Annotated in this window: 21 protein-coding genes and 1 pseudogene; 16 read left to right on the top strand and 6 right to left on the bottom strand. The window is 72.5% G+C overall.

What is annotated here, in order from left to right:
- Window positions 1-213 precede the first annotated feature (213 nt).
- The 11 genes from VM306_RS12520 (at window position 214) to purB (ending at window position 12,249) form a co-directional block, all read left to right on the top strand.
- Entirely contained in the window at window positions 214-1,110 is an 897-nt protein-coding gene (locus tag VM306_RS12520; protein ID WP_325514390.1) for a Gfo/Idh/MocA family oxidoreductase, read from the top strand.
- A gap of 24 nt (window positions 1,111-1,134) precedes the next feature.
- Window positions 1,135-1,554, top strand: a complete 420-nt coding sequence (locus VM306_RS12515; RefSeq protein WP_325514388.1) for a DUF6917 domain-containing protein — start codon at window positions 1,135-1,137, stop codon at window positions 1,552-1,554.
- Complete coding sequence (locus VM306_RS12510; RefSeq protein ID WP_325514386.1) at window positions 1,551-2,600, top strand: Gfo/Idh/MocA family oxidoreductase; 1,050 nt, start codon at window positions 1,551-1,553, stop codon at window positions 2,598-2,600. The genes VM306_RS12515 and VM306_RS12510 overlap by 4 nt, the downstream gene beginning before the upstream one ends.
- Window positions 2,578-3,756: a DegT/DnrJ/EryC1/StrS family aminotransferase gene (locus VM306_RS12505; RefSeq protein WP_325514383.1), complete on the top strand. Its 1,179-nt coding sequence runs from the start codon at window positions 2,578-2,580 to the stop codon at window positions 3,754-3,756. The genes VM306_RS12510 and VM306_RS12505 overlap by 23 nt, the downstream gene beginning before the upstream one ends.
- Window positions 3,753-4,865, top strand: a complete 1,113-nt coding sequence (locus VM306_RS12500; RefSeq protein WP_325514381.1) for a DegT/DnrJ/EryC1/StrS family aminotransferase — start codon at window positions 3,753-3,755, stop codon at window positions 4,863-4,865. The genes VM306_RS12505 and VM306_RS12500 overlap by 4 nt, the downstream gene beginning before the upstream one ends.
- Window positions 4,862-5,713: a sugar phosphate isomerase/epimerase family protein gene (locus VM306_RS12495; RefSeq protein WP_325514379.1), complete on the top strand. Its 852-nt coding sequence runs from the start codon at window positions 4,862-4,864 to the stop codon at window positions 5,711-5,713. The genes VM306_RS12500 and VM306_RS12495 overlap by 4 nt, the downstream gene beginning before the upstream one ends.
- Window positions 5,710-6,987, top strand: coding sequence for a M20/M25/M40 family metallo-hydrolase (locus tag VM306_RS12490; protein ID WP_325514377.1), 1,278 nt, complete (start codon window positions 5,710-5,712; stop codon window positions 6,985-6,987). Before VM306_RS12495 ends, VM306_RS12490 begins: the two co-directional genes overlap by 4 nt.
- Entirely contained in the window at window positions 6,984-8,114 is a 1,131-nt protein-coding gene (locus VM306_RS12485; RefSeq protein ID WP_325514375.1) for an Ldh family oxidoreductase, read from the top strand. The genes VM306_RS12490 and VM306_RS12485 overlap by 4 nt, the downstream gene beginning before the upstream one ends.
- Before the next feature lie 184 nt (window positions 8,115-8,298).
- On the top strand, window positions 8,299-9,468 hold the full coding sequence (locus VM306_RS12480) for a 5-aminoimidazole-4-carboxamide ribonucleotide transformylase (RefSeq protein ID WP_325514373.1): 1,170 nt from the start codon (window positions 8,299-8,301) through the stop codon (window positions 9,466-9,468).
- 17 nt (window positions 9,469-9,485) lie between these two features.
- Entirely contained in the window at window positions 9,486-10,763 is a 1,278-nt protein-coding gene (locus tag VM306_RS12475) for a nucleotide sugar dehydrogenase (RefSeq protein ID WP_325514371.1), read from the top strand.
- Window positions 10,756-12,249, top strand: coding sequence for an adenylosuccinate lyase (purB, locus tag VM306_RS12470; protein WP_414672364.1), 1,494 nt, complete (start codon window positions 10,756-10,758; stop codon window positions 12,247-12,249). The genes VM306_RS12475 and purB overlap by 8 nt, the downstream gene beginning before the upstream one ends.
- Here purB and purH read toward each other — a convergent pair.
- The 4 genes and pseudogenes from purH to VM306_RS12450 all read right to left on the bottom strand — a co-directional run.
- Window positions 12,165-12,683, bottom strand: a pseudogene (gene purH / locus VM306_RS12465) (bifunctional phosphoribosylaminoimidazolecarboxamide formyltransferase/IMP cyclohydrolase); the annotation flags it as partial. The gene purB and the pseudogene purH overlap by 85 nt on opposite strands.
- A complete protein-coding gene (locus VM306_RS12460) occupies window positions 12,683-13,711 on the bottom strand; it encodes a beta-ribofuranosylaminobenzene 5'-phosphate synthase family protein (protein ID WP_325514367.1) in 1,029 nt (342 codons plus the stop codon). The gene VM306_RS12460 and the pseudogene purH, both read right to left, overlap by 1 nt.
- On the bottom strand, window positions 13,708-14,793 hold the full coding sequence (locus VM306_RS12455; RefSeq protein ID WP_325514365.1) for an adenylosuccinate synthetase: 1,086 nt from the start codon (window positions 14,791-14,793) through the stop codon (window positions 13,708-13,710). Before VM306_RS12455 ends, VM306_RS12460 begins: the two co-directional genes overlap by 4 nt.
- On the bottom strand, window positions 14,790-15,767 hold the full coding sequence (locus VM306_RS12450) for a phosphoribosylaminoimidazolesuccinocarboxamide synthase (protein ID WP_325514363.1): 978 nt from the start codon (window positions 15,765-15,767) through the stop codon (window positions 14,790-14,792). The genes VM306_RS12455 and VM306_RS12450 overlap by 4 nt, the downstream gene beginning before the upstream one ends.
- Before the next feature lie 44 nt (window positions 15,768-15,811).
- Between VM306_RS12450 and VM306_RS12445 the strand changes: the two genes are divergently transcribed.
- From VM306_RS12445 to VM306_RS12435, 3 genes are read left to right on the top strand one after another with little or no spacing between them, the layout of a single operon-like run.
- Window positions 15,812-18,505 carry a helix-turn-helix transcriptional regulator gene (locus VM306_RS12445; RefSeq protein WP_325514361.1) on the top strand — a complete coding sequence of 898 codons (2,694 nt, stop codon included), beginning with the start codon at window positions 15,812-15,814 and terminating at the stop codon, window positions 18,503-18,505.
- An 8-nt stretch (window positions 18,506-18,513) separates the two neighbouring features.
- Window positions 18,514-19,845: a hypothetical protein gene (locus VM306_RS12440; protein ID WP_325514359.1), complete on the top strand. Its 1,332-nt coding sequence runs from the start codon at window positions 18,514-18,516 to the stop codon at window positions 19,843-19,845.
- A complete protein-coding gene (locus VM306_RS12435; protein ID WP_325514357.1) occupies window positions 19,842-23,129 on the top strand; it encodes an amino acid adenylation domain-containing protein in 3,288 nt (1,095 codons plus the stop codon). The genes VM306_RS12440 and VM306_RS12435 overlap by 4 nt, the downstream gene beginning before the upstream one ends.
- Before the next feature lie 10 nt (window positions 23,130-23,139).
- On the opposite strand, the gene VM306_RS12430 is transcribed toward VM306_RS12435, so the two are convergent.
- Both VM306_RS12430 and VM306_RS12425 read right to left on the bottom strand, forming a co-directional pair.
- Entirely contained in the window at window positions 23,140-23,769 is a 630-nt protein-coding gene (locus VM306_RS12430) for a tyrosine-protein phosphatase (RefSeq protein WP_325514354.1), read from the bottom strand.
- Window positions 23,770-23,879: 110 nt separating this feature from the next.
- A complete protein-coding gene (locus tag VM306_RS12425; protein WP_325514352.1) occupies window positions 23,880-24,515 on the bottom strand; it encodes a TetR family transcriptional regulator in 636 nt (211 codons plus the stop codon).
- Window positions 24,516-24,596: 81 nt separating this feature from the next.
- On the opposite strand from VM306_RS12425, the gene VM306_RS12420 reads away from it, so the two are divergent.
- Window positions 24,597-25,067 carry a nitroreductase family deazaflavin-dependent oxidoreductase gene (locus VM306_RS12420; RefSeq protein ID WP_325514347.1) on the top strand — a complete coding sequence of 157 codons (471 nt, stop codon included), beginning with the start codon at window positions 24,597-24,599 and terminating at the stop codon, window positions 25,065-25,067.
- Window positions 25,068-25,186: 119 nt separating this feature from the next.
- Entirely contained in the window at window positions 25,187-25,768 is a 582-nt protein-coding gene (locus tag VM306_RS12415; RefSeq protein ID WP_325514343.1) for a helix-turn-helix domain-containing protein, read from the top strand.
- Window position 25,769: the final 1 nt, after the last annotated feature.

The following is a 25,769-nucleotide window of genomic DNA, read 5'->3' as shown; positions in this document are numbered from 1 at the left end:
CGCCCTTTCTACCACAGCGCCTCCGCCGCTCGGAGACGTCGAACACCGGGAATTCCAGGGGAAACAGTCATCCGACAGATGCGCCACGCGTGCGATCACACTCCGTGACCGCACGGTCCGGCCGCTTGTCACCCGATGGCACCAATCCGCGCGAGGCCCGTACAGTCATCTTCCGGATTCACCACCGTGACGCCGTTGCGCAGACTCGGACTCGTGCTTCGCATCGCCGTCATCGGCCTGGGTGTCATCTCCCGGTTCTACCTCCGGGCAGCGGCCGGCAATTCCGGAATCCGTCTCACCGCGGTCTGCGACCGGCAGCCGGAAAAGCGCGCGCTCGCCCCGGCCGGGACATTTTTCACGACGGACTACCGAGAAGTGCTCGACCACGACGAAGTCGACGCGGTGATCATCACACTGCCCAACGACCTGCATTACGAGGTGTGCAGGAAGGCATTGCTCGCCGGTAAGCACGTGTGCTGCGAAAAGCCGCTCACCACGAATCCTGGGGAGGCGCTCGAACTGGCCGCGATCGCGGCGGGCGGAGAGCGCGTCCTCTTCACCTCGTTCCACCGCCGGTACAACGCGAACGTCGTCGCGCTCCGCGAGCGCCTGCGCACCGAGCCCACGCCGTCGGCTTTCCGGCTCACCTATCGCGAGCTGATCGAGGAGCACTGCGGTGACGACACGTGGTACCTCGACCCGGAGCGGTGCGGTGGCGGGTGCGTGATGGACAACGGGCCCAACGCTTTCGACACGCTGCTGTTCCTGCTCGGTGATGTCGTGGTGCGCAGCAGCGAGATCGAACGCGACGCGGCCGGTGTGGACCTGCGGGCGGTGATCGGGCTGGAGACCGCGCAGGGAGCCCGGGGTGTCGTCGAGCTCGACTGGGCCCATCCCGGCGAGGACAAGGCCGTGACCGTCGAGTGGAGCGGCGGGAGGAGCGCGACGGCCGACATGCTGGCCGGTTTCACCGAGTTCAAGTCGTCGCTGCACCACGAGTACGAGGCGCTGCTCGCCGAGTTCGAGCGCACGGTGGCCGGAGCACGGGAACGTGAGGACACCGGGCCGAAGGTCGCGCGCCTGGTCGCCGACGCCTACCGGCTCGGCTGAGGACCATCGAACTGGGGGACGACGTTGGATTCCGGCAAAGCGAAGCGGTCGATCGAGGGCACGCTGGTGAAGCTGCTCTTCCACCAGCGCGTGGAACGGGGGATGCGGCTCATCCCCGAGCAGAGCCGCTGTGTGCGCGCCGGCGAGGTGCACGAGCTCGTCACGACCGACCACAGTGGACTGTCGGCGGGCTCGACCGTCGACAGGGTGGGGTTCCTGGGCTTCGTCGAGATCGAGGCGGCGGGCGTGCTCGACGTCGGTGACGACGTGCTGGTCGGCGACCGCCGGATCGGCGTCCTCGCGGGTTTCGACGAGTGCCACTTCCCCAACCACTACAACGTCCTGATCGCCACCGACGAACTGCAGACCGCCGCCACGCTCGATCTCGTCGTCGGGCAGCGGATCGGCTTCGCGGCGGGGATCGTGCCGGCGGAGGGGCGATGACGCCCGTCCCGCAGCACACCGCGCTCGTCGGTTTCGGGCATTCCGCCCGGATGTTCCACCTGCCCGCGCTCGCGGACCTCGTGGCGCGGGGACACGCCACCGGGCAGCTCACGATCGTCGATCCCGCTTACGCCGGCTCTCCCGCGCCGGTGCGGGGAACAGTGCTCCGCCAGTTGCCGCCGCCGGATCCGCACGCCGACACCGTCGTGCACGTGTGCACGCCGCCCGACACCCATGCCCGCATCGTCGCGGAGGCGAGCGAGCTGGGCTACCGGCGTTTCGTGGTGGAGAAGCCGATGGCGACGCGGCCGTCCGAGGCGGCGGCGATGATCGAGCTGTGCGAACGAGGCCTCGCCGACGTGGTGGTCGTCGCGAACTGGTCGGCCAGCGCGCTCACCGACGAGATCCGCCGCGTGCTCGACGCCCGCGCACAGGTACCGGTGCGGACGATGTCGTTGTCCCAGTGCAAACCCAGGTTCGAGCGCACGATGACCAACGCGGCGCACAGGTCGGCGTTCGACGTGGAGATCCCGCACCTGGTCACGCTGCTGCTCGCGCTGCTCGGTGACGAGAAGTGCGAGCTCGTCTCCTCGGCCTCGTCCGACCTGCGGGTGGGTGACGTCAGCTACCCCGGGATGGGCGCGGCGGAGCTCGTGCTGCGCACCGGAGGCGGTGCGGACGTGACGCTGCGGTCGGACCTGGCCGCACCACGGCGGGAACGCTCGACCCGCATCGTCTGGGAGGACGGCTTCGAGCTCACCGGCTTCCACCCCTGCGACAGCGCCGACCGCTACGCGCAACTCTTCACCAGGGCCGCGCCGGACGCGCCGGTCCTGCACCAGCTGCTGTTCGACGACACGGTCCGCCGCTTTCTCTTCAGCGCCTACGCCCACTTCGCCGGCGTGGGCCCGAAACCGACGAGCGACGTGCGCTTCGGCGCGCGCGTCACCCAGATCATCAGCGCTGCCAAGGACGTCAGCGTCACCACCCCGCACCGACCGGAACGACTGCTGGAGGCGAGCGATGGCGCAGGAACGTCCAGCTGACCGCGAGGACGTGCCGTTCTTCGACGGCAGCGCCTCGTTCGAGCGGGAATGGCCCGATCTGGAGCGGCACCTCAACGAGGTGTTCGACGCGAGCAAGTACTCGCACGGCATCAAGACCGAGCAGCTGGAGGAGGAGATCCGCCGGTTCACCGGCGCGCGGTACGCGGTCGCGATGAACAGCGGCACCGACGCCCTGATCCTGTTGCTCCGCGCGGCGGGCATCGGTCCCGGCGACGAGGTGGTCGTGCCCTGCTACTCGTTCTTCGCCACCGCGTCCTCCGTCTGCCACGCCGGTGCCCGGCCGGTGTTCGTCGACGTCGAACCGGAGACGTACGCGATCGACCCGGCCGCGATCAAGGCCGCCGTCACCGGACGCACCAGGGCGGTCATGCCGGTGCACCTGTTCAACCAGATGGCGGACATGCCCGCGATCAACGCCGTCGCCGCGGAGGCCGGCATCGCGGTGGTCGAGGACAGCGCGGAGGCCATCGCGATGTTCCAGGGCGGGGTGCACGCCGGCCTGCACGGGCTCGGCGGGGTGCTGTCGTTCTTCCCCACCAAGACGCTCGGCGCGATCGGCGACGCCGGCATGGTGATCACCGACGACGCACTGGTCGCGGACCGGTGCGCGGTGCTGCGCCACCACGGCCGGATGGGCACCACCGTCGGCCGCATCTCCGGCATCTCCAACGCCGCGTCCATCTCCGGGACGAACAGCAAGACCGACGAGGTCCAGGCCGCCGCGCTGCTGACGAGGCTGCCGCGGCTCGCCCGCGCGGTCGCACGGCGCGCCGAACTCGCCCGCCTCTACGACGAGGGCCTGGCGGGGATCAGCGAGGTCCGCCGTCCCTCCCTTGTGGACAGAGGGGTTGCCGCGAACCCGGTGTGGTACGTGTACCTGGTCGAGGCGCAACGCCGTGACGAGCTCGCGGCCTTCCTGGCCGCCGAGGGCATCGGCACCGAGGCCTACTACCCGCGCCCGCTGCACCTGCAGCCGTGCTTCGCCGATCTCGGTCACCGCCCCGGCGACTTCCCGGTCGCCGAGGCCGCGGCGGACCGCGCGCTGGCCCTGCCGCTCTACCCCGACCTCACCGCCGACCAGGTCGACCGCGTGTGCCGTGCGGTCGAACGCTTCTACGCCGGAGGGGCGCGATGACGACCACCCTGCCGTTCTTCCCGGACGACCTCTTCGAGTCCGACCGCGCCGTCACGCTCGACCTGATCCGGCGCGTGGGCGGTGCGAACGAGCAGAAGTTCATCCTCGGCGCGGCGGTCGCCCGGCTGGAGGAGACGATCGCCGGGGACACCGGCGCCCGGCACGTCATCGCGTGCGGCAGCGGCACCGGTGCGCTCACCCTCGCGGTGCACGCCACCGGCGCCGGACCCGGAGACGAGGTGGTGGTGCCCGCGTTCTGCTGCCAGCCGGTCGCGAGCACGGTCGCGAACCGGGGCGCCACACCGGTCTTCGCGGACATCGACCCGTGGACGCTGGTGCTCGACCCCGGCAGCGCCGAGCAGGCGATCACCCCGCGCACCAGGGCGATCATGCCCGCTCACGTGTTCTCGGTGATGGCGGACATGCCCTCGTTCGAGGACATCGCCCGCAGGCGGGGCCTGCGCCTGATCGAGGACGCGGCGGTCGCCCAGGGCGCCGTGCTCGACGGCCGGCCCTCCGGCACGTGGGGCGACCTCGGGGTGTTCTCGTTCTTCCAGGTCAAGGCGCTGGGCACGATCGGCGAGGGCGGCGTGGTGCTGACCGACGACGACGAACTGGGCGCGTCGGTCCGCAGGCTGCGCAACCACGGCCAGAGCAGCAGGTTCGTGCACACCGAGATCGGCTACAACAGCCGGATGGACGAGGTCGTCGCCGAGTTCCTGTTGCACAGGTACGACCTCTTCGCCCAGCGGTTGCAGCGGCGCGCGGACATCGCGGCCTACTACACCGAGCAGTTCGCCGACCTGCGCGACGACGGGCTGCTGCCTCCGCCCGCAGGGATGAACGGCCGCTGCTACTACGTCTACGCGGTGCTGACGGACCGGCGGGACGCGTTGCGCGACCACCTGGCGGCCCGGGGTGTCGGCACGCACGTCTACTACCCGCTGCCGCTGCCGAGCCAGCCGGCGTTCGCGAAGTTCGCCAGGGGCATGACCTTCCCCAACGCGGTGGCGGCGGGCAGGCGCAACCTCGCCCTGCCGATCTGGCCGCACCTCACCGACGCCGAGGTGGAGCACATCGCCACGTCGGTCCGGGAGTTCCACCGATGACGACCGCGTGGCGCGACCGCGTCGGAGGGATCGGCGACGAGGCGGCAATCGGGCTGGCCGACCAGATCGCGGTCCACCGGGAGCTGGGCTGGCCGCTGCTGGAGCTGCGCGGTGTCGGCGGTGTCGCGCTGGGCGACCTGGAGCCCGCCGACCGGCGTGAGGTGGCACGACTGGTCGCGGCCGCTGGCTTGTCGGTGCCGTGCCTGGACTCCAGGATCGGCAACTGGGCGCGGCCGGTCACCGGACCGTTCGCGCTCGACGTCGCGGAGCTGGATGCCCTGAGCGACCTCGCGGACCTCCTCGGCACCCGCTACGTGCGGGTGATGTCCTACCCCGGCGACGGGGTGCCCGAACCGGAGTGGCGCGACGAGGTGATCTCCAGGCTGGGCAGGCTCGCGGCACTGGCGCGGGCGCGCGGCCTGGTGCTGCTGCACGAGAACTGCTCCGGCTGGGCGGGCACGTCGGCCGCCCGCACGCTCACCTTGCTGGAGGCGGTCGGGTCTCCCGCGCTGCGGGTGCTGTTCGACGTGGGCAACCCGGTCGCGCACGGCTACGACGGCGTCGAGTACCTCCAGGCCGTGCTGCCGTACGTCGACCACGTGCACGTCAAGGACGCCGTGCGCGGGCCGGACTCCACCACGTTCACCACGCCCGGCGCCGGTGCCGCCGAGCTGCGGGTCTGCCTGGAGACCCTGCTGGACAAGGGGTACGAGGGCGCCTTCTGCGTCGAGCCGCACGTGGCCGTGCTGCCGCACCTGGGCCGCCGGGCCGACCCGGCCGAGGTGCGCGAGCGGTACCTGGAGTTCGGCCGTCTCTTCGAACGCCTGCTCGCGGAGGTGGTCGCGTGATCTGGACCCGGTACGACGACGAGCTGGTGCTGGACCTGCTCGCGCTCGACACCACGACGCCGATGGAGACGGGCGCGCCCGGCGAGCTGCGGGCAGCGCAGGAACGGTACGCGGAGGCGGCGACCGCCGCCGGGTTCGAGATCGTCCACTTCGGACCTGCCAGCGCTTCGGCGCTCAGGAACCCGTTGGTGCCCACCGCGGTCCAGAAGATGGCGGACCGCATGGGTGGGGAGTTCCTCGCCTGTCAGCCGAACCTGGTGCTGGCGTTCGGCGAGGCGCCACCGCAGCGCACCATCATGTTCAACTTCCACCTCGACACCGTCAGCGGCGCGGTGCCGGTCGCCCTGCGCGACGGCGTGCTGACCGGCCGCGGCGCCGTGGACGACAAGGGGCCGGGAGTCGCGCTGCTCGCCGGGATCCGGCACGCCCTCGCGGCACGGCCCGGCGTGCGGATCCTGATCCAGGCCGTCGGGGGTGAGGAGGGCGGTGCGATGGGCGTCTACGGCACCAGGGAGCTCGCGGCGCTCGGGTTCACCGGCAGGCTGAACGTCGTCGCCGAACCCACCCGCGGCGGTTACCTCGACCGGAGCACCGCGGCGATGACCGCACGACTGTCGGTGGACGGTGCCGGCAGCACCGACGACGAGCCGGAGCGCGGCGAGAACGCCACCGTGCTGCTGGGCTTCCTGGCCGCCTGGTTCGCCGCGGAGGTCGTTCCACACGTGACGGACGCCGGGGGGAAGGCGTGCGTGGCCGGGTTGCACACGGGGCGTGCGCACAACCGCGTCTACGGAACGGGCAGTCTGCTCTGCAACTTCGCCTACGCCGACGCCGTCACCGCGCGGGAGATCGAGAAGCGGGTGGAGAACGCGGTCGACGAGGCGCTGACCGCGTTCGCCGAACGCTACGGGAGCCATCCCTCGACCGCGGCCACCGCCACCGCCTCGCGCCGGATATTGCGGCTGGACTGGGAAAAACGCGGACTGCCCACTTTGGACAACCGTGACGCCGGGCTTGAGCGGGTGCTCGGCGCGGCCGGGTTCGGCCGGCACGGCGACGGCGCGCTGAGGCCGTTCACCTGTGACGCCGTCTGGCTCGGCGGCACCGGCGGCCACACCGTGATCGCCGGTCCGGGAGACCTCGCGGGCAACCACGCGCACGCCGACGGCGAGCACGTCGCGATCTCCGAGCTGGACGCGTACGCGACCCGGATCAGCGCGCTGGTCACCGGGTTCGCCGACTGGTGCACGACACACGGGGGTTCCACACCATGACCGACACCTTGCTGGACCTGAAGTCCCTCCACGACTTCTACGTGGGCGTGTTCAGCGCGATGGGAGTGCCGAAGGCGCACAGCAGGACCTGCGCCAACGGCCTGCTGTACGCCGACCGCAACAACATCCGCACCCACGGCGCGGCCAGCCTCGACCGCCTCTACCTGACCATGCTGCGCGACGGGGCCGTCGACCCGCGGGCGACCCCCGAGGTGATCCGCGCCCACGGCGCGACCGCGGTGGTGGACGGCGGCAACGGCCTGGGCTTCGTCACCGCCGAGTTCGCCATGCGCCTGGCCGTGGAGAAGGCCGGCGAACACGGGATCGGCGCCGTCGCCGTGCGCAACAGCTCGCACTGCGGCGCGATGGGCTACTACTCGGCGCTCGCACGCGAGCGCGGCATGATCGGCCTGGCCTCCACGAACCTGGGCGCGCAGGGCGTCCTGCCCCCACCGGGCGGCCGCGACCGCCTGCTCGGCACGAACGTGCTGGCCGCCACCGCGCCGGCGGGCACGCGGGCGCCGTTCGCCCTGGACATGAGCGCGGCGGTCGTCGCGGCCGGCCGGATCAGGAAGGCGCGCGACGACGGCGAGCGAGTCCCGGAAGGCTGGCTCGCCGACGGGGCTGGCCGCCCGGTGACCGATCCCGAGGCGTACTTCACCGGTGCCGCGACGCTGCGGTTCGTGGGCGGCGATCCCCTCACCGGCGCCTACAAGGGCCTGGGCCTCGCGATGCTGGCCGACGTGCTGTGCGGCCTGCTCAGCGGCGCGGCGGTGGGCCCCAACCCTGCCAACCTCGCCGGCGGCACCCCCGCGTCGCGCAAGGACGCCGACATCGGACACTTCATGCTCGCCATCAACGTCCCGGCGTTCCGCCCGGCGGGCGACTTCACCGCCGCGATGGACGAGATGCTGCGCGTGCTGAGCGAGTCGACGCCCGTGTACCCGGACGAACCGGTGAGCTACCCCGGCACCCCCGAGCACCGCAACGCCGAACTGGCCGCGCGCGACGGGGTGCGGGTGTCCACCGAGGTGCTCGCCGAGATGTACGCGGTGGGCGCGGAGCTCGGACTCCTGGTGCCCCGCCTGGCGGACGCCGGTGTCGTGACGCCGGGTGACTCACGATGACCGGCTGCGGCGAACGGCCCGCCCTGTCGGCAGCGGGCCTCGTCGACGCGGACGTCCGCGTCCCTGGAACTGCTCGCCTGCGCACGCTTGCCCGACTCCTGTGCCAGCCGGTCACCCGCGCCAGAACCGAACCACCCGCGCCCCGCCGATCCGCCGCGGGCCCCACCACACCGGGCCGCGCCCGATGACCCGGGTCAGCGCCGAACGGCTCGCCCTCCGGTACGGCCTCAACCCCCACCAGGGCGGCGCGTCCGCCGCGGCGGTAGGCGGCCGGCTCCCCTTCACCGTCCTCAACGGACACCCGAGCTACCTCAACCTGCTGGACGCCCTCACGGCGTGGCAGCTGGTGCGCGACGGGCGGGTGGCGCTCGGCCGGCCGGTCGCGGCTTCGTTCAAGCACACCAGCCCCAACGGTGTCGCCACCGACGTGCCGCTGTCCGCGCAGGAGGCCGCCGCCTACCAGGCGCCCGGTGACCTGTCGCCGATCGCGCTGGCGTACGTGCGGGCCAGGGGCACGGACCGGGTGGCCGCGTACGGCGACTTCATCGCGCTCAGCGACCCCGCCGACGAGTCGTTCGCCCGCGCGGTGCGGGCCGAGCCCGCGAACGCGGTGCTCGCGCCGTCGTTCGAGCCGGACGCGTTGCGTCAGCTGGTGCGCAAGCGCGGCGGGGAGTTGCTGGTTCTGGCGTTCGACCAGGACGTCGAGCCGCCGGTGACCGAGGTGCGCGAGATGTTCGGCGTCTCGTTGCGGCAGGAGCGCAACGCCGCGCTGGTCACCAGGGAGTCGCTGGCCGGGCCCGCGCTGCCGGGAGAGGCGGTCGACGACCTGCTGGTGGCCTCGCTCGCGGCCCGGTACGCGCAGTCGAACGCGGTGTGCCTCGCCCACCGCGGGCAGACCGTCGGCATCGGCACCGGGCAGCCGTCCCGGATCCAGGCGACTCAGCTCGCCGGGCAGCGCGCGGACCGGTGGTTGCTGCGGCAGCACCCCGCGGTGCTCGGCGTGCACTTCACCGACGGGATGAGCCGGCACGCCCGTGACACGGCGGCCGACGAGTTCGTGCGGTGGCGGGAGCTGCACCCGGTCGCCCGGCACCGCCTGATCCGGCAGTCCACCCGGTGGCTGCGGCCGTTGGACGACGACGAGACGGACTCGTGGCTCGGCAAGCGCGACGGCGTCGCGATGAGCAGCGACGGGCCGTTCCCGTTCCGCGACTCGCTGGACGCCGCGGCACGGCACGGCGTGCGCTTCGTGGCGCACCCCGGTGGTTCACGACGCGACGACGAGACGCTCGCCGCCGCGGCCGAGCACGGCATGACCGTCGTGACGTTCGGGCAACGCCTGTTCCAGCACTGATGATCTGGGGGAACGCAGTGAACACGGAACACGACGCCGTCGGCGGCAAGCTGGTGGTGCTCGGACTCGGGTACGTCGGGCTGCCGCTCGCGCTGGCAGCCGCCGACGCGGGGCACCACGTGCTGGGCTACGACATCAGCGAGAGCCGGGTGGACGACCTGCGCGCGGGCCGGTCCTGCCTGGTCGACGTGGACGACGAGGCGCTGCTCGCCCATCTCGGCGCCGGCACGCTGTCGGTGACGGCCGACCCCTCCGGCCTCGCGGGCTGGGACACCTACGTCATCTGCGTCCCGACACCGCTGCTCGACGGCGGCCCCGACCTGTCGATGGTGCTGGCGGCAGCGGACCTCGTCGCGACCTGCCTGACACCCGGCGACCTGGTGATCCTCGAGTCCACCACCTGGCCGGGCACGACGAGGGACGTCCTGGCGCCCCGCCTGCGGGAACGGACCGGGCTCGTTCCCGGGGAGGACTTCCACCTCGTGTTCTCGCCGGAACGCATCGACCCCGGCAACCAGGACTTCCCGCTGACGCGCATCCCGAAGCTGGTGGGTGGCATGACGCGCGCGGACAGCGAACGCGCGGCGGCGTTCTACCGGACGTTCATCGACACCGTGCACGTCGTGTCGGGGCCGTCGGAGGCGGAGATGGCGAAGATCCTCGAGAACACGTTCCGGCACGTCAACCTGGCGCTGGTGAACGAGCTCGCGGTGCTGTGCCGGGAGACCGGGGTCGACCTGCAGGAGGCCATCGACGCGGCGGCGACCAAACCGTTCGGCTTCATGCCGTTCTACCCCGGCCCCGGCGTCGGCGGGCACTGCATCCCGGTCGACCCGGTGTACCTCACGTGGCACGCCCGCAACGCCGGCCGCACGCTGCGGCTGGTCGAGCTGGCGCAGCAGATCAACCGCGACATGCCCCGGCACGTCGTCGCGCGGGTGACGGACGTGCTGAACAACGCCGGGAAACCGGTGCGCCGCTCGCGGGTCCTGATCCTGGGCGTGAGCTACAAGCCGGGGGTCGCGGACCTGCGCGAGTCACCGGCGATCCCGATCGCCGAAACGCTCGGCCGGCTGGGTGCGGAGGTGAGCTGGCACGACCCGTTCGTCCCCGAGGACCAGGACCTGTTCGGTCCTCGCCGCATCACCGAGCTGACGGAGTCCGTCGTCGACGACCACGACCTGACGCTGCTGCACACCGCGCATTCCTGTTACGTACCAGCGGATCTGGCGAGAGGAGACCGGCTGCTGCTCGACGCGCGCACGGTGCTGGACCCGGTGCCGAGCCATGACTGACCCGTTGCTCGCGCTCTCCCCCGTCGACGGCCGGTACGCGGGCCACACCGCGGCGCTGCGCGACCACCTGTCCGAGCAGGCCCTGCTGCGGCACCGCGTCGTGATCGAGGTCGAGTGGCTGATCGAGCTGGCCGGTGAGGACTCCGTGCCGCACCTGCGACGGCTGAGCGCGGACGAGATCGCGTGGCTCCGCGCCGTCGCGGCCGGGTTCACCACCGCCGATGCCCGCCGGATCAAGGAGATCGAGCTCTCCACCCGTCACGACGTCAAGGCGGTCGAGCTGTACCTGCGGGAACGGCTGGCGGGCACCTCGCTCGCGGACGTCGTGGAGTGGGTGCACTTCGGCTGCACGTCCGAGGACATCAGCAACCTGGCGTACGCGCGGATGATCCGCGACGCGCTCGACCGGGTCTGGCTGCCCGCCGCCGAGGAGCTGGTGGACGTCGTGGCGACGCTCGCCCGGGAGCACCGCGCCCTTCCCATGACCGGCCGCACGCACGGCCAGCCGGCGACGCCGACCACGGTCGGCAAGGAGCTCGCGGTGTTCGCGCACCGCTGGCGACGACAACTGCGCGCGGTGCGCGGCGTCGAGCACCTCGGCAAGTTCGGCGGCGCGATCGGCGCGTTCAACGCCCACGTCGCCGCCTACCCGGACGTCGCGTGGCCGTCGATCGCCCGCCGGTTCGTGGAGCGCCTCGGCCTGGTCTGGAACCCGCTGACGACCCAGATCGAGTCGCACGACTGGCTCGTGGAGCTGATGCACGCGGTGCAGCGGTTCAACGCCGTGCTGCGCGACTTCGTCGGTGACATGTGGCTCTACCTCTGCCTCGGCGTGCTGCGGCTGCGCCCGGTGGCGGGTGAGGTCGGGTCGTCGACGATGCCGCACAAGGTGAACCCGGCGGCGTTCGAGAACGCGGAGGCCAACGTCGCGCTCAGCTCGGGCCTGCTCGACACCCTCGCCAGGGAGCTGCCCGTGTCACGGTTGCAGCGCGACCTGTCCGACTCGGCGAAGCTGCGCGCGTTCGGCACCGCGCTCGGCCACTCGCTGATCGCGCTTCGCTCGGCGAAAGCGGGTGCGCTGCGCCTCGTACCGGACGAGCGCGCGACCGCGGCGGAGCTCGGCGGCGCCTGGGAGCTGCTGGCCGAACCCGTGCAGACGGTGATGCGCAAGAACGGGCTGGCGGACGGGTACCAGCGCGTCAAGGACTTCTGCGGCGGTGGCGTCGACCGGGAGCGGCTGCACGCGTTGATCAGGAGCCTGGGCCTGCCGCGCCAGGACGAACAGGCCCTGCTCGAACTCACCCCCGCGACCTACGTGGGGCTGGCCGCCGAGCTCGTCGACGCGCTGACGAGCGCCGACGCGATGGCCGAGTCCACATCGGACAACAGCCGGAAGGCCTTGGCCGCCAACGCCGCCCGCACCTCGCCGGACACCCCGGCGGGGTCACCACCGGCGTCGCGCAACAACCCGGCGACGACCGGGTAGTCGGCGGGGTCGACCAGCGGCACCACCCAGCGGTGGTTCTTCGCGGCGGCGCGCATCATCGCCGGACCGCCGATGTCGATCAGCTCGGGCAGGTCCGCGCCGGGCGTGCCCGGCGCCAGCTCGGCGAACGGCGTGAAGCTGCCCGCGACGAGGTCGAACGGCACCACGCCCGTCGCGTTCTGCTCCGCCAGGTGCGCGGTCCGGTCGCGCCGGCCGAGCAGGGCAGCGAAGACCTTGTGGTGCAACGTCTTCAGCCGTCCGTCGAACATGACCGGCAGGTCGATCCACTCGGTGGTCGACAGCACCTCCAGGCCGTGGCCGGCGAGCAGCCGGGCGGTGCCGTCCGTCGCGACCAGGTCCCAGCCGAGCGCGGCCAGGTCGCGGCCCAGCTCGACGATGCCGGTCTTGTCGTAAGCGCTCAGCAACGCCCGCATCACGCCTCCAGGCCCAGTGGCACACCGGACAGTTCCGCGCCGTGGTTCTGCGCGGTCGTGAAGTAGAAGTCCCGCACGATCCCCTCCTCGCGCAGCTCGGCGAGCCACGCGGTGGCGCTCGCGGGGTCGCGGGTGAACGCGAAGCACATCGGGCCGGTGACGCTCATCCCGACGGCGTCGATGTCGGAGCGGTCCCGGGCCTCGTGCAGCAGCCGCTTCACCCCCGGCGGCTGGATGACCACCTGTTCCTGCTTGTAGTGGGTCTCGAAGGTGAGCCGGTCGAGCGCGCGGCAGAACGCCGGGTAGTCCGCCTCGGCGATCGCGGGCGCGAGGTTCATCAGCACTAGGTGCGCGGTGCGGCACGCCTCCTCGTACGGGATCGGCAGCGTCGCGCGGAACCAGTCCAGCTCCGGTTTGCCGTGCAGCTCCAGCCCCTCGGTGATGATCACGAGGACGGGCCACGCCGGGAATTCGAGGGTGACGAGCACCGGCGGCTTGCGGGTCGCGGCGCCCGCGAACCGGCTGGGCAGCAGGTACCGGTGCGGGTCGTCGGCGAAGTCCGCGGGGTTGGCGTGGCCGCCGTCGACCAGGAAACCGCCGCGGTCGATCAGGTTCACGCTGGCGCCCGACGTCCCCCCGCGGCCGCACAGCCGCGCGATCTCGGCGGTGTCCACCGGCCGTTCGCACAGCTGCGCGTAGGCCTTGCCGACGGCGAGCAGCGTGGTCGTCTTGGAGCCGAACCCGTGGTGCGCCGGCAGCGCGTGGTCGATCCGGCAGTGCGCGGCGGGTCCGTCGCACGTCTCGCGCAACGCTCGCAGCAACGCGAGGATCTCCTCGCCGAACTCCGTCTCGCCGGACACCCCGGTCTCGCCGTCCTGCCACACCGTGGCGCGCAGGGCGGGGTCGCGCAGCGACAGCGACGCCATGCCGTTGCGCCTGCCGGTGGACCCGTTCAGGTCGATCAGCGTGAAGCTCAGCCTGGCCGCGGCGCGCACGGAGATGCCCCATCCGGGCTCCAGCACCGTCATCTTCCACTCCTCGCGTTGAGCATGGGGTCGAGCAGGATGGTGTCCCCGGGACGGCGCCCGACGCCGAGGCCGCCCAGCCGCGCGCCCACCACGCCGGCGACGAACTCGGCGTACACCAGTGCCGCGGTGGGGAGCGCGCGGTCTCCGACGCGGGCGACCTCCGCCCAGTCGGTGGCGGGCCAGCCGGGCAGGCGCTGCTGGACGGGCACGCCGTCCGGCCGGTGACCGGTGATCACCGGGATGTCGCCGAGCCCGGACAGCAGGTCCAGATCGGTCAGGCAGAGCCAGTCGACGTTGCCCAGCCGCACGGCCCTGCGCAACGCGGGCAGGTCGAGGCCGACGACACGCCCCGCGGTCACGGAGGTGCACGCGGGCGTGACCCCGACGACCGCGACCCGGCCCGGTGACACGATTCCCGCGGCCCACATGCCGGTGCCGCCCGGTTCGTGCACGATGCGCCCGCCTCGCGCACGGACGCCGGCGAGGAAGTCCGGCACGTCCGCGAGGTAGGGCGCCAGCCGGTGCCCGTGGTCGCGGCAGGAGTCGGCGAGCACGTCGACGTCGAACAGCGCCCGCCGGCCGTTCGGCACCCAGCCGAACACGCGTTCCAGCAGCGCCAGCTTCATCGGCACGAGCCGGGTCAGCTTCGCGCGCACCGCACCGGGGTCGAGCAGGTCGGCGACGCGCAGCCCGATGCCCGCGATGCGGTCCTCGTGGCAGGGCCCGGCGCCGTGCGGCGAGCCGGACGGTCCCAGGCCGGCCCAGCGCCGCACCTCGGTGTCCTGGATCCGGTGGTACGGCAGCACGACCGGCGCGTGTTCGCTCAGGACCAGCGCGACCCCGGTGCGGCTCCGCGCCTCGATCTCGGCGAGCAGCGACGCGGGGTCGACCGCGCACCCGTCACCGAGGACCGCGGTCGCGCCGCCGGACGTCACGGGCAACTGCGTGCCCGGCCGGTCGCCGCTCGGTCCGTCCGCCGCGCGGACCACCGCGTCCGCCCCTGCCCCGAGCACCTCCGCGACCGCCGCCGTGCCCGGCCCGCCCGGCTGGCAGCCGACGACCAGCACCTCGGGGTGTCTCACCAGCTGACCGCCTCCGTGCTGAGCAGGCGCACGGTCGCCACGACGTCCTCCAGCGCGGGAGCGCCCCACAGGCGTTCGCCAGTCCAGGCCTCGCACAGCGAGCGGTACATGTCGGAGATCGGCGCGACGAACCCGATGGGCAACGGCTCCGGCCGCGGCCACCGGGACCGGGGAAGGCCTTCCGCCGCGTAGCGCTGCACCTGCGCCTCCAGGTCGCGGGCGAGGTAGTGGTCGCGCATGACCTGCTTGCCGATGTGGACGCCGTGCATCGTCAGCCGGTTCTCGTCGGGCGTGCCCGCGTTGTCCACCAGGATGATCCGGCCGTCCTCGTCGACGCCGTGCTCCACCTTGCCGTCCGCGTGCTCCAGGCCGACCGACCGGGCGTGCGCGGTGATCACCTCGTCGATCAGCAGCGTGTTGCGGCGCACCTCGGCGAGCCTCGCGTCGTCGAGCGCCGCGAGCCGCTGGGCCTCCTCCGCGGACACGAAGCGGTCGATCTCCTCGAGCTTCGTCGTGAACTCGATCAACGGCTCGGCGAGCGGTTCGCCGTCCGCCGGCAGCCGGTCGAGGCCGAGCGCGGCGAGCGTCGTGACGCCGGAGGCGAGCCTGCGCTGCAGGGAGTTCCCCGGCGGCAACGAGTTGCGGAAGACGACCTGCAGCGGCACGAGGTAGTTCCGGTCACCGGGCGGGATGCTCTGGTGTTCCGGGTTGAGCACGCGGACGAGCGTGAACTCGATCTTGTTGGGTGCGATGAACCGGCGGAAGTGCGTCGGCACGCCGGCCTCTTCGAGCATCCGGAAGTTGAACGCCGCCATTCGGCAGATCGCTTCGCCTTTGCCGGGAATGACGTCCGGCATTTTGCCGAAGTGGAAGACCGAATAGTCGTCGGTGAACTCGAAGACGCCCACACCACTGCGCGTGGCGGTGGGCTCTTCGACCACGGTCAGATTCTTCGTCGAGAAGCGCTTCGGCATGCGGCCAGCGTCCGGCTTCCGGCCCTGACCGGGGAATCCGGCGGATGACTGGGCCGGTGCGCGAAGTGGCGGTCGCGCGCATCTGTCGGCTGACGGGGTGCGGCCGCCGCGCGATCACCATTTCACAGCATGAAATTCGGCTCGCGGGCACCTGCCCGGCCGCCACTAGCCTGCGAGATGTGCTTCTTGGGGGTCGGGAAACCGAAACGCGAGCGCTGTGGCGCCTGATCGAGGGAGCCCGTGCGGGAGTCAGCGGAACACTGGTGCTCACCGGTGAGGAGGGGCTGGGCAAGAGCGCGTTGCTGGAGGCGGCCGTCCGCGATCACACCGCGGGAACGCACCTCGTGCGGGGCACCGGATCCGAGGCGGAGTCGGCGTTGCCGTTCGCCGCGATCCACCAGTTGCTCAGACCACTCCAGCACCGCATGGAGGGACTGCCGGGCCCGCAGCGCACCGCGCTGAGGGCGGTGTTCGGTCTCGACCAGGCCCTGCCCGACGCCTACCTCGTCTCGCTCGCGACGCTGACGGTGCTCACCGAGGCGTCGGCGGAACGGCCGGTGGTGCTCGCGATCGACGACGCGCACTGGTTCGACGAGCAGTCGGCCGACGTGCTGACCTTCGTCGTGCGCCGCCTCGTCCACGAACGCATCGCCGTGATCATCGCGACCGGCGACCACGCCGGTCGCCTGGCCGGTCTCGACGAGATCCGGCTGAAGCCCCTGACCGACGACCACGCCCGTGCCCTGCTCGCGACCGAGTGCGGTGACGCCGTGCCCCACGTCGCCGACCGGATCCTGGCCGACGCGGCGGGCAACCCGTTGGCGCTCATAGAACTCTGCCGGGCGCTCTCCGCCGACCAGGTGCGCGGCGTCGAGCCGATCCCCCAGCACCTGGCGACGACGGGCAGACTCACGGCGAGCCTGCTGCGCCGGGTGCGCGGGCTGCCGGAGGAGAGCAGGCACCTGCTGCTGCTCGCCGCGGCCGAACACGACGGCGAGCTCAGCACGGTGATCGCCGCCGCCCGTGCGGCGGGCCTGCCGCCCGAGTCGATCGGCACGGCCGCGGCGGCCGGGCTGATCGCCACCACGGACCACCGCCTGCGGTTCCTCCCACAGATGGTGCGCTCGGTCGTCTACCACGGTGCGCGTACGGCCGATCGGCAGCGCGCACACCGGTCGGTCGCGGCCGTGCTCGGTGAGGACGACCCCCGTCGCGTCCGGCACCGCGCCGCCTGCGCGTGGCAGGTGGACGAACCGCTGGCCGCCGAGCTCGCGCGGGTGGCCGAACAGGAGCGGCGGGCGGGCGACCACCAGGCCGCGGCACGGGCGTGGGAACGGGCGGCGCAGCTGACCGAGGACCACGAGCACCGCGTCGGTCACCTCCTCGGTGCCGCCGAGTGCTCGTGGCTCAGCGGCCACTCGGCACGGGCAGGCGCGGTGCTCGACATCGCCGAACCGGTCGCGGGCAGCGCCGAGCTGGTGGCGCGGGTGGCGTACCTCCGCGGCACCGCGACCCAGGCCGACGGCGCCCTCGCCGAGTCCCACCGCCAGCTGCTCGACGGCGCGCGCCCCGTGCTGCGCACCCACCGCGCGCTCGCGCGCGACATGCTGGTGATGGCCGCACGCGCGGCGTGGCTGGGCAACGACGCCGACGGGCTCGCCAGTGCCAGAGACCTCCTCGGCGCACCGGACGCGCCCGTGCCGGACGCGACGCCGGCCACCCTGGTGTGGCCGCGCGACCTGGACCCCGCCGAGACCCACGCCCTGCCGATGGGCACTCCCCCGTCGGTCATCCGCGACATCGAGGCCGGCCGGTGGCAGGAAGCGGAGAAACGGGCGCGTGCCGCGCTGCGCCGCGTGCCGGGCGGCCAGGTGGGCACGTCCTGCCTGCTGTGGGCGTTGCTGGCGTGGATCTCGGCGATGCGGGGCGACGGCGAACGGTGCCGTGAGCTCGCCACCGCCGCACTCGACGCCGGCACGGCGCGCCGCATCGCGCTGGGCACCGCCGTCGCTCACCGGGCGCTCGGCCTGCTCGCGCTGGGCGAGGGCAAGGTCGAGCAGGCGAGTCACCACCTCCGCGAGGCCGTGGACGACCGCGGCTCCGGCGGCCACCCCGCCGTCGCACTCGCCGCGCTGTGCGACCTCGTGGAAGCGCTGATCCGGGAAGGCGATCTCGGCGAGGCGCGGCAGCTGCGGGAGCGCCACGGCCGGCTGGCCGACCGCTCCGGCAGCGCCGCGCACCGTGCGCTCGCCGCCCGCTGCCGCGCGCTGGTCGCGGGCGACGACCAGGCGCCGGCGCTGTTCGCCGAGGCGCTGTCCGACCGCGTGCTGCCGCCGTTCGAGGAAGCGCGCACGAGGCTGCTGCTCGGGTCACGGCTGCGGAGGGCGAGGCGGGTGAAGGACGCGAAGGCGCACCTGCACGCGGCGCTCATCCGGTTCGACGCGCTCGGCGCCGGGCCCTGGGCGGCCCGCAGCCGTGCCGAGCTGCGCGCCGCGGGCGATCCCGCCGGTGGCGAGCCGGTCACCGAGTCCGAGGTGCTCGCCGAGCTGACGCCGCGCGAGCTGCAGATCGTCCAGTCCGTCGCGGTGGGCATGACCAACCGCCAGATCGCGGCCGAGCTGTTCGTCAGCCCCCGCACCATCAGCGACCACCTCTACAAGCTGTTCCCGAAGCTCGGTATCAGCTCGCGCCACCAGCTCCGGTCGGTCGTGGCCGACGTCGACGTCAACGGCAAGTGAGGAAACGCATGGCAGAGCAGCACTCCCCGCACGCGGTCATCGACGGTGGACGGCCGTTGCGCGGCCGGGTCGCGGTTCCCGGCACCAAGCACGGCACCGTGCTGGCCTTCGCCGCGACCGTGGCGACCGGCGGCACCGTCGCGCTCGGCAACGTGCCGGCGCTGACCGACCGGCTCGTGCTGTCCGACGTCGTGCGCGAACTGGGTGGCCGCGTCGAGGGCACCGGATCGTCGCTGGAGGTGCACGGCAAGATCACCGGGACGGAGCTGCCGGCCGAGCTCACCAGGAAGGTGCACGGGTCGATCTACCTGCTGCCCGCCGTGCTCGCCCAGCGGGGATCGGTGGTCTTCCACGGCGCGGGCGGCGACGGCCTCGGCCGGTTCGAACGCGGCCTCGCCCGGCCGATCGACCACATGCTCGAGGTCATGGCGGAGTTCGGCGCCGTCTCGCAGTGGTCCTCCGGCAACACCCTGCGGGTGCACGCGGCCGAGCTGACACCCGCCACGATCGACATCTCGCGCTGGTCGACGGACCCGGTCCTGCCCGAGGGACCGAGGGTGTCGGGGGCGTCGAAGACCGCTCTGCTGATGGCGGCCGCGACCCCCGGCACCACGATCATCCTGCACCCGCACGCCAGGGAGGCGCAGCACGAGCTGATCTCGCTGCTGCGGGCGCTGGGCGTGACGATCGAGCAACGGGACGCGTGCTGGCTCGTGAGCGGCGGCTCGTTCCGCACCGCCACCACGCCGTACGAGCTCATGCCGTGCCCGGTGGAGTTCGCGACGTGGCAGGCGATCGCGGCGGTCACGGGTTCGGAGCTCACCCTCGAGGTCGGCGACGCACCGCGGTTGATCTCGGCGGTGCACCGGGAGCTCGCGTTCCTGCGCGGACTCGGCGTCGAGCCAGAGTTCTCCGGCGACACGGTCGTCGTGCGCCCCGCGTCCGGCCCCTACCCCGGCGCACGGCTCGTCGCGGAGTCGACCGGCATCTCGACCGACATCACGCCGTTGCTGGCCCTGATGCTGCACCAGGCCACCGGTGAGTCCACAGTGGAGGACCGGATCTGGGGCGACCGGTTCGACTACGCCACCCAGCTCGCGAAGCTGGGCGCCGACCTCGACGTCCAGGACAAGCGGCTGGTGATCCGCCCGAGCTCGTTCCGCCCGGCCACCGAGCCCCTGCGACCCTCCGACACCCGCAGCGCCGCGGTGTGCGTCGCCGCCGCGCTCGCCGTCGCGGGCCGCACCGTCGTGCACGGCATCGACCACCTGGACCGCGGCTACGGCGGCTTCGCGGACCGGCTGCGGGCGCTCGGCGCCGCGATCGCGATCACCGGATGACAGCGACGAACCACCGGCAGGAGGCGTCGGAGGCGGAACGGCGGCTGCTCGCCGAGTGGAACCGGACCGACGTCGACTACCCCGACGTCACGGTGCACGACCTGGTGGAGCAGCAGGTGCGGCGAACGCCGGACGCGATCGCGCTCGTGGCCGGGTCCCACCGGCTGACCTACCGCGAGCTCGACGAGCGGGCCAACCGCCTCGCCCACCACCTGCGCTCCTGCGGAGTCCGGCGCGAGTCGCTGGTGGCGGTGCACCTCGAACGGTCCGCGGAACTGGTGGTGGCGCTGCTGGCGGTGCTCAAGGCGGGCGGCGCCTACCTGCCCCTCGACCCCGACCACCCCGCGGCCAGGCTCTCCTCGATGGTCGACGACGCCAGGCCCGTGCTCGTGCTGACCCACTCCGGGCTCCCACCGGGCGGGCCGGACCGGGTGTGCGTCGACACCTTGGACCTCGCCCGCTACCCGCTGACCGCACCCGAACCGCTGGCGACGACCGGCGATCTCGCCTACGTCATCTACACGTCGGGCTCGACCGGCAGGCCGAAAGGCGCGCTGAACACCCATCGCGCCGTCAGCAACCGTCTGCAGTGGACACAGCAGCGGTTCGGCCTCGACGCCTCCGACGCGGTGCTGCAGAAGACGCCCTGCTCGTTCGACGTCTCGGTGTGGGAGTTCTTCTGGCCGTTGCTGGCGGGTGCCCGGCTCGTGCTCGCGGAACCGGGCGCGCACCTGGACCCCGTCCGGGTGGCCGGGCTGATCCGCGCCCACGACATCACGACCGTCCACTTCGTACCGTCGATGCTCTGGGGCTTCCTGGAGGCGGCGGGGTCGTCGTGCGTCAGCCTGCGCCGGGTGCTGTGCAGCGGCGAGGCGCTCACCCCCGCGCTGCAACGCCGTTTCCACCGGCAGCTGCCCGCCGAGCTGCACAACCTCTACGGGCCGACCGAGGCGGCCATCGACGTGACGCACTGGCACTGCCGTGCGGAGGACGCCGGGGACACCGTGCCCATCGGGCGTCCCATCGCCAACGTGCGGGTGCACGTCCTCAACGACCGCCTGGGTCCCGTGCCGATCGGCGAGGCCGGGGAGATCTACCTGGGCGGGACCGGGGTCGGGCGCGGCTACCTGCGCAGGCCGGAGCTCACGAGGGAGCGGTTCGTCCCCGACCCGTTCGACCCGCGGCCCGGCGCCCGCCTGTACCGCACCGGTGACCTCGGCCGGTTCACCCCCGGCGGGGTGCTCGAGTACCTGGGCCGCACCGACCTCCAGGTCAAGGTGCACGGCGTTCGGGTGGAGCCGGGTGAGATCGAGTCGGCGCTCGCCGACCACCCCGCGGTGCAAACCGCGGTCGTGTCGGTGCCACCGGGCGAGAGCAGGCTGGTCGCGCACGTCGTACCGGACCCGGTGCGCGCGGGGCCCGTCCGCAGGCTCGCGCGCTGGGACAGGACGGGAACGACCGCCGGGCACCGCAGGCACCGCCTGCCGGACGGCACGCTGGTGTTCCACCACGCGGCGGCGGAGACGGAGTTCCTCTACCGGGAGATCTTCGAGCAGCGGGTGTACCTGCGCCACGGCGTCCGGCTCGGCGCGGACGCGTGCGTGTTCGACGTCGGCGCGAACATCGGGATGTTCAGCCTGTTCGCCTCGCGGTTCGGCGACGGCGTCCGGGTGTTCTCCTTCGAACCCGTGCCGGAGATCAGCGAGCTGCTGCGGCTCAACACCGAGCTGCACGGCCTCAACGCGGTGGTCGGCGCGTACGGCCTCGGCGACGCCGAGGGCGAGGTGCCGTTCACCTACTACCCCGGCGTCTCCATCATCTCGGGCCAGTTCGCCGATCCGGCGCTGGACCGCCGCGCCGTGCGCGACCACGTCGCGGGCAGGGCGGGCACCGCACAGGCCGAGCAGGTGGAGACCGTGCTCGACGAGGCGCTGCGGCCGCGGCGGGTGACGTGCCGGGTGCGCACCCTGTCGTCGGTGCTGCGCGAACACGGCATCACCCGCGTCGACCTGTTGAAGATCGACGTGGAACGCGCGGAGCTGGCGGTGCTGGCCGGGATCCGCGACGAGGACTGGCCGAAGATCCGCCAGGTGGCCGCCGAGGTGCACGACGCCGGCGACAGGCTGGGCACAGTGCTGTCCCTGTTGGCACTGCAGGGTTTCCGCACGAGCGTCGACCGCCACGACACCGGCCTCGCGACCGTCTACGCGGTGCGCCCCGACGACGAGGTCGTGCCCGCGCGGGCGAGCACGGGACCGTGGTCGGACCCGGCGCTGCTGTCCTCCGAACTGCGCCGCCACCTGCTGACCAGGTTGCCGCCGGCCATGGTCCCCGGTGCCGTCGTGGTGCTCGACGACCTGCCGTTGACCGCGAACGGCAAGCTCGACCGGGCAAGCCTGCCGCCACCACCCCCCACCGGCGTTGTGCCCCCGCGCGACGAGGTCGAGTCGCTGCTGACCCAGATGTGGCGAGACCTGCTGGGCCGCCCCGAGATCGGCGTGACCGACGACTTCTTCGCGCTGGGCGGCGACTCCCTGGTGGCGACCACGCTGGTGGCGCAGATCAGGAAGGCGACCGGCAGGAGCCTGCCGGTGTCGGCCCTGTTCCGCGACACTACCGTGGCGCAACTGGCGGACCTGGTGCGCCGCACGGACCCGGACGAGCCGTGGCCGGTGGTGGTCCCGCTCGTCTCCAGCCCCGGCGCCCCGCACCTCGTGCTCGTGCACCCGGTCGGAGGGCACCTGCTCGGCTACCGCGAGCTGACCGCCGAGCTGGGCGGGGACTTCACGATCTCCGGGCTGCAGGCGCCCGGCCTCGACGGCCGCGCCGCACCGCTGCGCTCGATCGCCGACTTCGCCGCCCTGTACGCGTCACTGGTGCGAGAGGCCTGCCCCGACGCCCCGATCCACCTGGCCGGATGGTCGTTCGGCGGCGTGGTCGCCTACGAGATGGCGCGCCTGCTCGATGCCGGAGGGACGCGGATCGGCTCCGTGACGCTGTTCGACCCGAGGCTCAGCGGAGCCGCCGAGGACGCGAAGTCCCCTGTCCACCAGGCCAACGTCACCGCGCTCGCCGCGTGGAACCCGATCCCGCACCACGGCCAGGTCGTGCTGGTGCGGCCGCGGCTGGCCGCGCCCGAGTCCACTGTGGAACAACGGTGGCTGGCCGTGCTGCGCGAGCACGGGCTGGCGCGGCACACCGTTCCCGGTGATCACCACACCATGCTCTCCGGGGCGGGTGCCGCCGCGTGTGCCGAGCTGCTGCGGTCGGTCATCGTGAGGTGACGGGGCCCGGCTACGCCTCACGCAACGACCGGCGCAACCCGGCCACCACCGCCGGACTCACGCCGTGCCCCAGCACGTACTGCTCCACTCCGCCGTAGCGAGCACGCATGTGCGCCAAAGCGAACCGCAGCGCCGAATCGTCGAGCAGGCACCGCCGCGACAGCTCGTCCACCCCACCGCGGGCGGCCGCGTACACCCGCACGGCCGGCGCGCACCCGAGGATTCCGGCCCGCGCCCGGACGTCCTCCGCCAGCACCTCCTCCTCCGCCACGCCGGCCAGCAGCCCGATCACCGCGATGACGAGTCCGGTCCGGTCCTTGCCGAGCGAGCACCCGACCACCACGGGCGCGTCCGTCCCGGCGACCGCCTCGACGACACCGGCGATCTCCTTGCCGCACAGGTCCACCGTCTCGGCGTACAACGCCTGGTACTCCCGGCTTCCCGGCCTCGACCCCAGCCCCGCCACGGCACCGGGCACGTCGACCGGGATGCTCACCGCGTCCGGCAGCGGCGTCATCTCCCCCAGACCGCGCAGGTCGACGCTGAGCGCGCCCGGCGGCGGGTCCTCCGCCTCGGGACAGCCGGTGATCACCGTCCACCCGACCCGGTACAACCGGCCCCGCCTCATCAGCGGTGACATGGACGCGACATCCCGGAAGTGTTCATGCACCCGTTCAGCCTGCTGGACCGGAACCCGGTGCGAAGCCCCGAATTCCGCCAGGTGAACAGAGATCGACGATCAGCGTTGCGTCATGCCTGCTCGCAGTCGCCCTCAGCACGGCCGGCGGGCTGCGCGGGATAGTCGAGGCCGGCGGACAGCAGGTCGAACGCCTGCCCGGTCAGTTCGGACTCCGGGGCCCGCCGGCCGGCGGCTCGCCACGCGACGACCGCCGTCGGCACCGCGCACAACGCCACCGAGGCCACCAGGCACGGCCGGGGATCCACGTCCGGGTCCACCCCCATCCGGGTGCCGATCAGACGCGCCACGTCACCGAACCGTGCGGCCGCCCGCTCGACACGTGCGGCTGTCAGCGCCGGGCTCACCGAGATCAGGTTCTGCAGGCTGTGGTAGCGCGCCTCGGCCTCGTACGCCCGCACGACGTCGACAGCGGCCGTCCGCAACGCGGTCAGCACCGGCGCGTCGGCGGGTTGCGCGGCGAACGCCTCGAGCACCGCCGTGATCTGGTCGTCCGCGAGCGACAGCGCGACGTCCTCCTTCGAGGTGAAGTACCGGAAGAACGTCCGCGATGAGACCTCCACGGCCTCCGCGATCTGGTCGATGGTCGTGGCCTCGAAGCCGTGGGCGCAGAACAACGCGTGAGCCGCGTCGATCAACGCTTCCCGTGTCCGCTGCTTCTTCCTCTCCCGCAGACCGCGCTTCTCCATGCCGCTCAGCCTACGACAATCACGTCAGAGTCAGACTTTTGTCAGTTGACGACACTTGGCAGTCAGTGACAGTATCTCGCCATGCCGAAACCTCCCGCGCCGACGTCTCCCTTCTGGAAGCTGAACCGGCTCATGGCGCGCATCAACACGTTCGCGTTCCGCAAGACCGGCGGCAAGGTGGGCGGGACCTTCTTCGGCGGCGCGCCCGTGCTGCTGCTCAACCACGTCGGCCGCAAGTCGGGCCAGTCCCGGACCAGCCCGCTGATCTACGTCGACGACTCGCCACGGCTGGTCATCGTCGCGTCGAAGGGCGGCGTGGACGCGCACCCGGCGTGGTTCCACAACCTGATGGCGATGACGACCACCGAGGTGGAGCTGCCCGGCGGCGAACGCCGGCGAGTCCGTCCGCGGGTCGCCGAGGGGGCGGAGCGGGCCCGGCTGTGGGAGCGGGCAGTGGCGGTCTACAAGCCCTATGCGGCGTATGCGAGCTACACGGAGCGAAAGATCCCCGTCGTCGTACTCGAACCGGCAGACGCCACACCTGCCGAGTAGGACGCGTCGGACGCGTCGAAGAATCGGAACGCACTCATACTCGTTTGACGGAGTGAGTACTCACTCCGCACTATGGGCGCATGACACCAGCATCCGAAACACGGCGAAGAGCGCCGAGCATGAGCGCCGAGAACCGGCGCGCCATGATCGTCCACGCGGTGCTGCCGCTCCTGATCGAGCACGGCGCGAACGTGACGAGCAGCCAGATCGCCCGTGCCGCCGGCATCGGCGAGGGCACCGTCTTCCGCGCGTTCAAGGACAAGGACGAGCTGTTCGACGCCTGCACGGCCGAGGCTCTCAGGCCCGACCACGTGCTCGACGCGATCGCCGAGATCCCCGTCGACCAACCCCTGGAAGACCGGCTCGTCGAAGCCGCCGAGACGCTCGGCGCGCACCTCGAGCGGATGGGCGCGCTGATGAGCGCGCTGCACGCGTCCGGCCGGATCAAGCACCGCGACCCCGAACAGGGCCAGCGCGGCAGCTGGAAGGGTGGGCGCCGCGAGTCGATGGCCGCCATCCGGGGGGCGATGGTCGAGCTGTTCACGCCGGAGAAGGAGCGGCTGCGGCTGCCTCCAGAGCAGCTCGCCACCCTCTTCCTCACCTTGTTGTTCGGCGGCCGGCGGCTGAGTCCGGACGTCGACGCGCCCACCACGCGCCAGGTGGTCGACTTCTTCCTGCACGGCGCCGTGGAGGTCGGATGAT

The sequence above is a fragment of the Lentzea sp. genome (genome assembly GCF_035525475.1).
In the GTDB taxonomy this organism is placed as follows: domain Bacteria; phylum Actinomycetota; class Actinomycetes; order Mycobacteriales; family Pseudonocardiaceae; genus Lentzea.
This window is presented reverse-complemented; position numbering and strand designations above follow the sequence as displayed.